Source organism: Mesorhizobium sp. B1-1-5, assembly GCF_006443065.1.
Lineage (GTDB): Bacteria > Pseudomonadota > Alphaproteobacteria > Rhizobiales > Rhizobiaceae > Mesorhizobium.
In genome coordinates this window covers 1-11,091 of sequence record NZ_VFWS01000150.1, presented here as the reverse complement: position 1 = coordinate 11,091, position 11,091 = coordinate 1, and the positions used below count along the sequence as shown (strand labels likewise).

Genomic DNA, 11,091 nt, shown 5'->3' with positions numbered 1-11,091 from the left:
CGTCACGGCATGGATTCCAGGGTCTGCGCTCCGCTTCGCGTCGCTCCTTGCTCCGCCCTAGAATGACGAATTGAGAAGGGCTTCAGCCGATCGCCAGAGTTGTGGATTGCGCTGACGGCCAATCCGGCAAGATTTCTGTGACGACCGAACTATCAGTGGTTCGGTAGCTTCATGCCGCCCGTCGCCATGTCAATTGTGATGCTGCCGCCGATCCTGACATCGGTGTTGCCGACCTTGAAGGGGCTGCCTTTGCCGGCCGGCAGCGCGTCGTCCGGTTCCGGCTGCGGCGCCGGCTTGGCGATGCGGTAGTCGCCGCTGACGCCAGGCAGTTTCTGCGCCGAACGGTCGTCGGCAAGGGCGGCGCCGGCCATCAGCATGCCGGCAAGCGCGGCGAAGGCGGCGCATAGATGTCTGGGCTGAACGGGCCTGATCATGCGCGGACTATAGGGACGCGGCTAGGGCAATGCCAGACGCGCGGCGATCAATTTGCCGCGCGCCTGCCCGCAACGTCAGGCCGCTTTCTTGCGGGTGTCGTAGACGTGGTCGACAAGGCCCCAGGTCTTGGCTTCCGCGGCGCTCATGAAGTAATCGCGATCGAGCGTGCGCTCGACCTCCTCGTAGGTCCGGCCGCAATGCTTGGCGTAGAGCTCGGTGATGTGTTGCTTGGTGCGCACGATGTCCTCGGCATGGCGCTGGATGTCTGAGGCCTGGCCCTGGAAGCCGCCCAGCGGCTGATGCAGCACGATCCTCGTGTTGGGCAGCGCGATCCGCCGCCCCGGCGCGCCGGCCATCAGCAGGAAGGAGCCCATCGAGGCGGCAAAGCCCATGCAGACCGTCGACACCGGGCAGGAGATGTACTGCATCGTGTCGTAGATGGCGAAGCCGCTGGTCACCATGCCGCCCGGCGAGTTGATGTAGATCGAGATCTCCTTGTCGGGGTGGTCCGATTCCAGCGACAGAAGCTGCGCGCAGACCAGCGCCGAGACGCTGTCATTGATCTCGCCGTTGATGAAGACGATGCGCTCGCGCAGCAGCCGCGAGAAGATGTCGAAGGCGCGTTCGCCGCGGCTCGACTGTTCGATGACCATCGGCACCAGATTGGCCAGGGCGCTCATGTCGGGTCTCCTCGGTTTTTCGTTGATCAGGCCGCGCGCAGCATCATGCACGGCGCGTTGGCGGCGATCGGGTTCTTGCGCGCGTGAAGCGAGAGCCCGCAGCCAGCGCCGGCAATGGCGAGGACAGGTTCCGCCACCGGCACGAAGCCGTCATGGACGATACTGAGATGCGTGCCGCCTGAGGCGGTGCGCGCCAGCGTGAAGGTGACGATGCTGTCGAAGGCCGGAAACCCGTCGCGGTCGTTCGCGTCGGGTCGCTGATGCCAGGAATAGCGCAGCAGCTTGCCGGGCTCGGCCTCGAGCACCTCGCATTCGATCGGTTCATCCGGTCCGGCAAAGGCAAAGCGGGCGCCGGCTTCCGCCTTCATGTCGTTCGGCATCATCCAGGCCGCCAGCAGTTCCGGCTCGGTCAATGCCCGCCAGACTTTTTCCGGCGGCTCGGGAAGCTCGCATTCGAAATTGAGCGGCGCTTCGTTGACCGTCGGATTTTCGGTTGCCGTCATTGGTCCATTCCTTTCAGAACCGTCTTCAACTTCTCGATGCGTTCCGGCCAGAAGGCGCGGTAGCGTTCGATCCAGTCGAGCAGCGGGTCGAGCCCTTGCGGATCGGCGCGGTAATAGGCGTTGCGGCCGGCGCGTCGCTCGACCACCAGGCCGGCGCCGCGCAAGACGGCAAGGTGCTGCGAGACCGCCGGCTGGGACACGCTCATGCCGGCGCGCAGCTCGCTCACGCTCATCTCGCCGGCGGTCAGCCGCTCGTAAACCGCGCGTCTCGTCGGGTCGGCCAGAGCGCGGAAAATCTCTGCTTCGATCATGGCAGAAGCATAAGTCGATACTTATCGATTTGGCAAGCGTCTATTTGATCGCCATATCAAGACGCACGTTCAAGCCTGCCTTTGCTGACATTCCTTGACAGAAAGTGCAGCTATGACTAGAACGAAAAGAGAACAAAAACCTTGTGGGGAAAAGCCAGCCTTTTGCGGGCGGCGACGACCCGCAGGCTGTAAGGTGAGCGACTTGAAATTTGTTTCGGATGAGCGCGGAGAAGTAAGATGGCGGGTAGCGTCAACAAGGTCATTCTGGTCGGCAATCTCGGAGCGGATCCTGAAATCCGCCGCCTGAATTCCGGCGATCCGGTCGTCAACATTCGCATCGCCACGTCGGAAAGCTGGCGCGACAAGAACTCGGGCGAGCGTAAGGAAAAGACCGAGTGGCATAACGTCGTCATTTTCAACGACCAGCTCGCCAAGGTGGCCGAGCAGTATTTGAAGAAGGGCATGAAGGTCTATGTCGAGGGTCAGCTGCAGACCCGCAAATGGCAGGACCAGACCGGTGCCGACAAATACACCACCGAGGTCGTGCTGCAGAAATTCCGAGGCGAGTTGCAGATGCTCGACGCGCGCGGCGAGGGCGGCGGCGGCCAGGTCGGCAACTATTCCGGCGGCGGCAACAGCCGAGGCTCGGATTTCGGCCAGTCCAGCCCGAATGAAAGCTTCAACCGCGGCGGCAGTGGCGGCTCCAGGGGCGGCGGTGGCGGCGGCTCGTCACGCGAGCTGGACGACGAGATCCCGTTTTAATCGTCTCGAAACGGCCGTCTAAGGGGAAGGCGCGATGTCGCTCGGACCGCTTCTGTCGGCGTCGCCTCCCATTCCGTGGCATGCATTCGCGGCCTTCGCCGCTTTAGCCATCGGCGGCGCCCAGCTGGCGCTGCCGAAAGGTACTGTGCGTCATCGTGTGCTGGGCTACACCTGGGTGGCGTTGATGCTGGTCATCGCCATATCGAGCTTCTGGATCCAGCAGATCCGGCTTGTCGGTCCGTTCAGCCCGATCCATCTGTTGTCGATCCTGGTGCTGGTCACCGTGCCGCTGGCGACCTGGTATGCGCACACGCATAAGGTAACCGCGCATCGCGGCGCCATGATCAAGCTCTATCTGTTCGCGCTGGTCGGCGCCGGCATCTTCACGCTGCTGCCCGGCCGGATCATGCACGCCGTTGTGTTCGGCCAGTAAGGCGTGTTGATATTCAGGTGAGGCCGGCCTGCAAATGCCGGCTTCCTGCGCTTCCGGTGCTCACGTACTTTAAGGCGCGGCCTGACCTGAACCTCAACACGCCTTGGCGCGGACGGGAATTTTTCAAGGAAGATCAACGTGAAAGCACGCGTCAAATGGGTCGAGGAACGCACCTTCGTCGGCGAGTCCGGCAGCGGCCACAAGGTCGTGCTGGGCACTGCGCACGGGCCGGAAGGCAAAACGCCGGGACCGAGCCCGATGGAACTGGTGCTGATCGGCACCGGCGGCTGCTCCGCCTATGATGTCGTGCACATCCTCGAGAAGGGCCGCGAGGCGGTCGAGGATTGCGTGGTCGAGCTCGACGCCGACCGGGCCGAAGCCGATCCAAAAGTGTTCACCCGCATCCACATGCATTTCATCGTCAAGGGCAGAGCCTTGTCGCACGACAAGGTGAAACGCGCGATCGATCTGTCGATCGAAAAATACTGCTCGGCTTCAGCCATGATGGCCAAGACGGCGACCATCACGCACGATTTCGAGGTGGTCGAGACGGCGGCGAAGTAAGGCAGTAGGCAGTAGGCAGTAGGCAGTAGGCAGTAGGCAGTAGGCAGTAGGCAGTAGGCAGTAGGCAGTAGGCAGTAGGCAGTAGGCAGTAGGATACTGTTCAAGCGGCCATCAGCGCTTTGATGCCGTCCGCCACGAACTGCACGGCAAGCGCCGCGAGAATGACGCCGAGCAGACGGGTCAGGATCGATCGGCCGGTCTGGCCGAGGATGCGGTCGATGCGCTCGGACAGCACGAAAACCAGAAAGGTGATCACCAGGCAGATCGCTATGATGCCGACCAGCGCCGCCTGTGCGCCAAAACCCTGGAAGGAGCCCGACAGCAGCACGGTTGCCGAGATGGCGCCCGGACCGGCGATCAGCGGGATTGCCAGCGGGAAGGCGGCGATGTTGTGAATCATGTCCTTGGTGATGGCGACGTCGCCGATCTTCTCCTTGCGGTCCTGTCGGCGTTCGAACACCATTTCGAAGGCGATGAAGAACAAGAGGAAGCCGCCGGCGACGCGGAAGGCCGGCAGCGTTATGCCGAACACCGACAGGATCGAGGCGCCGGCAATCGCAAACAACGCCATGACCAGGAAGCCGATCACCGAGGCGCGGACCGAAACCTGCTGGCGCTCGTCACGGTTCATGCCGCGCGTCACGGCAAGGAACAGCGGCGCCAGTCCCGGCGGGTCGATGGTCACCAGGATGGTGACGAAGGCGTTGAACAGGCTGTCGAAACTCGGCATCGCTGGTCCCCTCCCGCCGGGCGAAGCCCAGTCTCCGCAATTGGTAGAGCAAAGCCCGGGCGCTGGAAAGCGGAAGGAAATGGTGTGCGAAGCTGTGAAAGCAGGCGCGAAGGATCGCTACTTTCAATTCCTTGCGGCTTTTCGATCGCTATCGAGGTTCATTTAGGCGGCGAGCCAGAAACTCGACCTCCATGCGCCAGGTCGCGCCGCCATCACGCGAGCGCTCGCCGAGCCAGCGAAACGAGTTTTCGGTAATGCGTGAAAAGCTCCAGCGCACAGACGCGCCGGTGCCGTCGGCACCGACCTGGACGATCGTGCCGTCCTCGGCGCGGCCGAGTTGGCGGCTGTAATACTGGTTGCGCGGGTCGCTCCAGAAGATGTGCCAGGCGTCGGCGCCCGGATCGTAGACACGCAATGTGGTGCCGTAGAAGGTCCATGCTCCGAGCGAAGTCTGGGCCCCGGTGTTCCGCGCGGGCAAGATCCAGACGTCCTGCACGGCGCGGCCTTCGAGAACCCAGCCGAAATGCACTTCGCCGCGACCCGTGAGCCTTGTGCCATCCTTGAGAATGCGTGTGGCATCGAACGTCCATGCGCCGATGAAGCGGCCATAGAGTTTCAGCTTTTCGGCAAGGTCCAGTTTTGGACCGTCGCTGTGCAGGGCCTCGGCAAAGGGATCGGTCATTGTTGCTGCCTCGTTTGTCAGGAGAGGGCCAGTAGTAGCGGTATGGCAGGGTTCTGCGCTTGGGAAAAATTGCTATCTTTCAGCCATGGCGACCGCGCAGAAGACTCTGGCTTCCGGACATGGCTGGCAGGTGTCCGACGTGGTGTGCACGGCCGTCGCCGGCGACAAGCCATTCGAGGAAGAGCATTGCAGCTTTTGCGTCGCCGCCGTGACCAGGGGCGCGTTCCGCTACCGCACGCGCCAGGGGACGGCGATGCTGGCGCCGGGCGCCATCCTGCTCGGCAATCCCGGCGCCTGCTATGAATGCGGGCATGAGCACGGCGCCGGCGACCGCTGCCTCTCCTTCCATTTTTCGCCGGCCTATCTGGAGCGCGTCCTGGCCGACCTGCCGGATGTGAAACGGCTCGGCTTTACGCATCCGCGCCTGCCGCCCTTGCCGGCGCTGGCGCCTCTGCTGGCCGAGGCGGAAGCGGCACGGGAAGCGGGCGACGGCGAGGCATTCGAGGAACTCGGCCTGCGCATGGCCGGGGCGGTCGCCACGGCTGCGGCCGACACTTCCACACCTGGCCGGGCGCCCAGCCGCCGCGACCAGAAACGCGTTGCCGAGGCGGTGCGGCTGATCGAGCTCAACGCCGATCGACCATTGTCGCTTACCAAGCTCGCCGCCGGCACGGCGACAAGCCCGTTTCACTTCCTGCGCACGTTCCGGCAGGTTGCCGGCATGACGCCCTATCAGTTCCTGCTGAGGACGAGGCTGCACCGCGCCGCGGTGCGTCTGCGCAGCTCGGGCGCGGCGATCTCGACGATCGCCTTCGATGCCGGCTTTAACGATCTGTCGACCTTCAACCGCCGGTTCCGGCGCGAGATGGGACAAGCTCCCGGCGCCTATCGCGCCAGACGGACCAGAGGGCGCTGACGCCGGCCGCAGCGAAATCGACCTTGGCCATATCGTCGCAATCAGCGATATCCATTTGAAATTGCCATTAAAATTGTCTCTTGAAAAGTCCGGCCGACATTGGAGTTTCGGCGAGGCTTCCTATATAAGCGGTGAGTGATTCCCGACTGGATTGTGACCTGATTTGACCGACCAGAAGACACCGCGCGGGCCGGACGGCGGCCCCACCGGCATCGAGCCGATTTCGATCATCGAGGAGATGCAGCGCTCCTATCTCGATTACGCCATGAGCGTGATCGTCAGCCGTGCGCTGCCCGACGTGCGGGACGGCCTGAAGCCGGTGCATCGCCGCATCCTCTATGCCTCGCATGAGAGCGGCTACCACTGGAACCGCAAATATGTGAAATCGGCCCGTCCGGTCGCCGACGTGATGGGTAAATACCATCCGCATGGCGATGCATCGATCTATGACGCGCTGGTGCGCATGGCGCAAGACTGGTCGCTGCGCGTGCCGCTGATCGACGGTCAGGGCAATTTCGGCTCGATCGACGGCGATCCGCCGGCGGCGATGCGCTACACGGAATCCAGGCTCACCAAGGTCGCGCATGAGCTCTTGGAGGACATCGACAAGGAAACCGTCGATTTCCAGGATACTTACGACGCGTCCGGAAGCGAGCCCAAGGTACTGCCGGCCCGTTTCCCGAACCTTCTGGTCAACGGCTCCGGCGGTATCGCCGTCGGCATGGCCACCAACATTCCACCGCATAATCTCGTCGAGGTCTGCAACGGCGCCATCGCTCTCATCGACAATCCGGCGGTCGACCTGACGGCGCTGATGGAGATCGTGCCCGGTCCGGATTTCCCGACCGGCGGCATCGTGCTTGGCCGTTCGGGCATCTACAATGCCTATTCGACGGGCCGCGGCTCGATCGTCATGCGCGGCCGCGTCGAGATCGAGCAGCGCGGCAATGACCGCGAATCCATCATCGTCACCGAGATTCCCTATCAGGTGAACAAGGCCTCGATGATCGAGAAGATGGCCGAGCTGGTCCGCGACAAGCGCATCGAGGGCATTTCCGACATCCGCGACGAGAGCGACCGCCAGGGCTACCGCGTCGTCGTGGAGTTGAAGCGCGACGCCGTAGCCGACGTTGTCCTCAACCAGCTCTACCGTTTCACGCCGCTGCAAACCTCGTTCGGCGCCAATATGGTGGCGCTCAACGGCGGCAAGCCGGAAGTGCTGACGCTGATCGACATGCTGAAGGCCTTTGTCGGCTTCCGCGAGGAAGTCGTCAGCCGCCGCACGAAATATCTGCTGCGCAAGGCGCGCGAGCGGGCGCATGTGTTGGTCGGTCTGGCGATTGCGGTCGCCAATATCGACGAGGTGATCAAGCTGATCCGCACCGCGCCGGATCCGCAGACGGCGCGCGAGCAGTTGATGGAGCGGCGCTGGCCGTCACACGATGTCGCTCCGCTGATCCAGCTGATCGACGATCCGCGCCATCGCATCAACGAAGACGGCACCTATAATCTGTCCGAGGAACAGGCGCGCGCCATTCTTGACCTGCGCCTGCAGCGCCTGACCGCCCTCGGCCGCGACGAGATCGCCGACGAATTGAACCAGATCGGCGCTGAAATCGTCGATTTCCTTGATATTTTGTCATCGCGCGCGCGTATCCAGCTGATCGTCAAGGACGAGCTGATCGCGGTCCGCGACGAATTCGGCACACCGCGCCGCACCGAGCTGACCGACGGCGGTTCGGATATGGAAGACGAGGACCTGATCCAGCGCGAGGACATGGTCGTGACCGTCAGCCATTCCGGCTACATCAAGCGCGTGCCGCTTTCGCTCTACCGGGCGCAGCGCCGCGGCGGCAAGGGCCGCTCCGGCATGTCGACCAAGGAGGAGGATTTCGTCACCCGCCTGTTCGTCGCCAACACGCACACGCCGGTGCTGTTCTTCTCATCGCGCGGCATCGTCTACAAGGAAAAGGTCTGGCGGCTGCCGATCGGCAACCCGCAATCGCGCGGCAAGGCGCTGATCAACATGCTGCCGCTCGAGCAGGGCGAGCGCATCACGACGATCATGCCGCTGCCGGAGGACGAAACCAGCTGGGGCGAGCTCGATGTGATGTTCGCGACCACGCGCGGCACCGTGCGCCGCAACAAGCTGTCCGACTTCGTCCAGGTCAACCGCAACGGCAAGATCGCCATGAAGCTGGAGGAAGAGGGCGACGAGATCCTCGGCGTCGAGACCTGCACCGACAATGACGATGTGCTTCTGACCGCGAATTCCGGCCAGTGCATCCGTTTCCGGGTCTCCGATGTGCGTGTGTTCCAGAGCCGCAATTCCGTCGGCGTGCGCGGCATAACCATGGCCGAGACCGACCGCATCATCTCGATGTCCATCATCGAGAACGTCGATGCGTCGCCCGCAGAGCGCGCGGCCTATCTGAAGCGCGCCGCGGCGGAGCGCAGGTTTGCCGCCGGCGGAGCCGGCGAGGAAGAGGAGATCGCGCTCACCAATGAGGAAATCGGCGAGGAAGCCGAGCTTTCCGAGGAGCGCTACGAGTTCCTCAAGGCGCATGAGAAGCTTGTACTCACGGTGACCGAATATGGCTACGGCAAGCGCTCGTCGTCCTACGATTTCCGGCTGACGGGCCGCGGCGGTAAAGGTATCCGCGCCACCGATGTGTCGAAGGTAGCCGAGATTGGCCGGCTGGTCGCGACTTTCCCAGTCGGCAATGACGATCAGATCATGCTGGTTTCGGACGGCGGTACGGTCATCCGCGTGCCGGTCAACGGCATACGCTTCGCCAGCCGGGCCACCAAGGGCGTGACGATCTTCAACACGGCCGAAGGCGAGAAGGTTGTATCGGTGGAGCGGATTTCGGAACCGCAGTCGGACGAAGAGGCCGAAGAAGTGGCTTCAGGCGAGACCGGCACCGACGACATGGGCGAAGGCGAATAAGTTCAAGCTTCACCGGCCTCTCCGGGCCGGTGCAATCATGATCAGTGGCGACGGTAGACGTTGCGATGGGCGAAACCATCGAGCCGCTTGGTATTGGCCTTGACGCGCACCCGCGCTGCTTCCTGATGCAACCCGAATGCAGTCGCGATCAGCATCACGATGGTCATTGCAGTGGCAAGCATGTAGATCAGCATTTGCGTGTTCTCCTGGGCTTACAACGATGACATGGGGATTTGGTTTCATCCCTTGAAGCGGCAACCTAGTGAACGCTGAGTGAAACATTCGTGATTGCCGCGTTCATCTGTCGTTCATCGGCGCGAAAAGGTTCACGGGCAGAGCGTTTCACCGTTTCACGGAAACGGCGAACCGCTCTGCCTCCTCGTTTTGGCGCAATTCCGAACGGAAAACCGCTCACACTTTTCCTGGAATTGCCCTAGGCAATTAATGAGATTTGCCTTTGTTCGAGAGGCTCGCTAGAAGCCTGCCATGACCGAACGCACCGCCCTTTACGCCGGCTCTTTCGACCCGCTGACCAATGGCCATCTCGATGTGCTGAAAGCGTCGCTGGCAGTGGCCGACATCGTCTACGCGGCGATCGGCATTCATCCGGGCAAGAAGCCGTTGTTTTCCTTCGAGGAACGCGTTGAGCTGATCGAGGCCGCAACCAAGGCCGAATTCGGCCGCGACAGCGATCGTATCAAGGTCGTCTCCTTCGACGGGCTGGTCATCGACGCGGCCCGCAAGCACGGCGCCTCGATTATGATCCGGGGGCTGCGCGACGGCACCGACCTCGATTACGAAATGCAGATGGCCGGCATGAACGAGACGATGGCGCCGGAATTGCAGACGGTTTTTCTGCCCGCCAGCCCTTCGGTGCGCACCATTACCGCCACACTTGTGCGCCAGATTGCGTCGATGGGCGGCGATATCCGCCCATTCGTGCCTACGGCCGTTGCCGGCGCGCTCGCCGCCAAGTTCACCAAATAGGTTTTCCCGGAGATACCCATGCAGCTGCAGAAGCTCGCTTCGTTCCTTGTCGTGCTTGCCGGCCTTTTCGCGGCGTCCTTGCCCGCCGTCGCCGCCGACAAGGAAAACACCATGATCATCACCCTCAAGGACGGCGACGTGACCATCGCGCTGCGTCCCGATCTGGCGCCCAAGCATGTCGCGCAGATCAAGAAGCTGGTGCGCGACGGCGCCTACGACAACGTCGCCTTCCACCGCGTCATCGACGGCTTCATGGCGCAGACGGGCGACGTCAAATTCGGCAACATGAAGAAGGGCTTCAACCCCGAAGCCGTCGGCACCGGCGGCTCCGATCTTCCCGACCTGCCGGCCGAGTTTTCGCAGAGCGAGCAGTTCGCGCGCGGCGTGGTCGGCATGGCCCGCTCGCAGGACCCGAACTCGGCCAACTCGCAATTTTTCATCATGTTCGCGCCGGCGCCGAACCTCGACGGCCAGTACACCATCGTCGGCAAGGTGGTCGGCGGCATGGATCTCGTCGACAAGATCAAGAAGGGCGACGAGGCGGACAACGGCACGGTCACCGACCCCGACCGCATGATCAAGGTTCGCATCGCCGCTGACAGTAAGTAACTCCCTCAATTTTCAAAGGATTTTCCGACATGGCTGAGATCAAGGACCGCGAGAACGCGCTCATCATGGAAACCACCAAGGGCCCGGTCGTTATCGAAATGTATCCTGAATTGGCGCCCGGGCACGTCGCCCGCATCAAGGAGCTGGCGCGCGAAGGCGCCTATGACGGCGTGGTGTTCCACCGCGTCATCGACGGCTTCATGGCGCAGACCGGCGACGTCAAGTTCGGCAATTCGAGCAAGCCCACTTATGCGCCGTCGCGCGCGGGCATGGGCGGCTCCGACAAGCCGGACCTCAAGGCCGAATTCTCCAACGCCAATCACGGTCGCGGCGCCTGCTCGATGGCCAGAGCCCAGAACCCGAATTCGGCGAACTCGCAGTTCTTCATCTGCTTCGACGACGCGGCCTTCCTCAACCGCCAGTACACGGTTTGGGGACAGGTCATCGAAGGCATGGAGAATGTCGACAAGATCAAGCGCGGCGAGCCGGTGCAGGATCCCGACAAGATCGTGTCGCTGAAGGTCGCGGC

The 11,091-nt window shown here is 62.7% G+C and carries 15 protein-coding genes; 8 read left to right on the top strand and 7 right to left on the bottom strand.

Annotation, left to right across the window (positions count from 1 at the left end; genetic code table 11):
- Positions 1-152 precede the first annotated feature (152 nt).
- The 4 genes from FJ980_RS27200 to FJ980_RS27185 form a co-directional block, all read right to left on the bottom strand.
- Positions 153-434 carry a hypothetical protein gene (locus FJ980_RS27200; RefSeq protein ID WP_181181315.1) on the bottom strand — a complete coding sequence of 94 codons (282 nt, stop codon included), beginning with the start codon at positions 432-434 and terminating at the stop codon, positions 153-155.
- Positions 435-509: 75 nt separating this feature from the next.
- Positions 510-1,115, bottom strand: a complete 606-nt coding sequence (locus FJ980_RS27195; RefSeq protein WP_140546764.1) for an ATP-dependent Clp protease proteolytic subunit — start codon at positions 1,113-1,115, stop codon at positions 510-512.
- Positions 1,116-1,141: 26 nt separating this feature from the next.
- Positions 1,142-1,618: an SRPBCC domain-containing protein gene (locus FJ980_RS27190; RefSeq protein WP_140546763.1), complete on the bottom strand. Its 477-nt coding sequence runs from the start codon at positions 1,616-1,618 to the stop codon at positions 1,142-1,144.
- A complete protein-coding gene (locus FJ980_RS27185) occupies positions 1,615-1,929 on the bottom strand; it encodes a metalloregulator ArsR/SmtB family transcription factor (RefSeq protein WP_140546762.1) in 315 nt (104 codons plus the stop codon). The genes FJ980_RS27190 and FJ980_RS27185 overlap by 4 nt, the downstream gene beginning before the upstream one ends.
- A 237-nt stretch (positions 1,930-2,166) precedes the next feature.
- Here FJ980_RS27185 and FJ980_RS27180 point away from each other — a divergent pair, with 237 nt between their 5' ends.
- The 3 genes from FJ980_RS27180 (at position 2,167) to FJ980_RS27170 (ending at position 3,688) form a co-directional block, all read left to right on the top strand.
- Positions 2,167-2,691, top strand: a complete 525-nt coding sequence (locus tag FJ980_RS27180; protein ID WP_140546761.1) for a single-stranded DNA-binding protein — start codon at positions 2,167-2,169, stop codon at positions 2,689-2,691.
- A gap of 34 nt (positions 2,692-2,725) precedes the next feature.
- Positions 2,726-3,124: a DUF2306 domain-containing protein gene (locus tag FJ980_RS27175; RefSeq protein WP_140546760.1), complete on the top strand. Its 399-nt coding sequence runs from the start codon at positions 2,726-2,728 to the stop codon at positions 3,122-3,124.
- A 138-nt stretch (positions 3,125-3,262) separates the two neighbouring features.
- Positions 3,263-3,688 (top strand): OsmC family protein, encoded by a 426-nt coding sequence (locus FJ980_RS27170; protein ID WP_140546759.1) that lies wholly within the window; start codon positions 3,263-3,265, stop codon positions 3,686-3,688.
- Between the two features lie 100 nt (positions 3,689-3,788).
- Here the strand turns inward: FJ980_RS27170 and FJ980_RS27165 are convergent, their stop codons facing one another.
- A complete protein-coding gene (locus tag FJ980_RS27165) occupies positions 3,789-4,418 on the bottom strand; it encodes a MarC family protein (protein ID WP_140546758.1) in 630 nt (209 codons plus the stop codon).
- Positions 4,419-4,566: 148 nt separating this feature from the next.
- The gene (locus tag FJ980_RS27160) at positions 4,567-5,100 is read right to left on the bottom strand and encodes a hypothetical protein (RefSeq protein ID WP_140546757.1); all 534 of its coding nucleotides are present in this window, start codon (positions 5,098-5,100) and stop codon (positions 4,567-4,569) included.
- An 85-nt stretch (positions 5,101-5,185) separates the two neighbouring features.
- Between FJ980_RS27160 and FJ980_RS27155 the strand changes: the two genes are divergently transcribed.
- Entirely contained in the window at positions 5,186-6,016 is an 831-nt protein-coding gene (locus FJ980_RS27155; RefSeq protein ID WP_140546756.1) for an AraC family transcriptional regulator, read from the top strand.
- A gap of 163 nt (positions 6,017-6,179) precedes the next feature.
- Positions 6,180-8,966: a DNA gyrase subunit A gene (gene gyrA, locus FJ980_RS27150; protein ID WP_140546755.1), complete on the top strand. Its 2,787-nt coding sequence runs from the start codon at positions 6,180-6,182 to the stop codon at positions 8,964-8,966.
- A gap of 41 nt (positions 8,967-9,007) precedes the next feature.
- Here the strand turns inward: gyrA and FJ980_RS27145 are convergent, their stop codons facing one another.
- Positions 9,008-9,160: a hypothetical protein gene (locus FJ980_RS27145; protein ID WP_095765297.1), complete on the bottom strand. Its 153-nt coding sequence runs from the start codon at positions 9,158-9,160 to the stop codon at positions 9,008-9,010.
- Positions 9,161-9,452: 292 nt separating this feature from the next.
- Between FJ980_RS27145 and coaD the strand changes: the two genes are divergently transcribed.
- From coaD to FJ980_RS27130, 3 genes are all read left to right on the top strand, one after another.
- Positions 9,453-9,953: a pantetheine-phosphate adenylyltransferase gene (coaD, locus tag FJ980_RS27140; RefSeq protein ID WP_140546754.1), complete on the top strand. Its 501-nt coding sequence runs from the start codon at positions 9,453-9,455 to the stop codon at positions 9,951-9,953.
- Between the two features lie 111 nt (positions 9,954-10,064).
- Complete coding sequence (locus FJ980_RS27135; protein ID WP_246676569.1) at positions 10,065-10,562, top strand: peptidylprolyl isomerase; 498 nt, start codon at positions 10,065-10,067, stop codon at positions 10,560-10,562.
- Between the two features lie 29 nt (positions 10,563-10,591).
- A partial coding sequence (locus FJ980_RS27130; RefSeq protein ID WP_140546752.1) for a peptidylprolyl isomerase occupies positions 10,592-11,091 on the top strand: 500 nt, incomplete at its 3' end.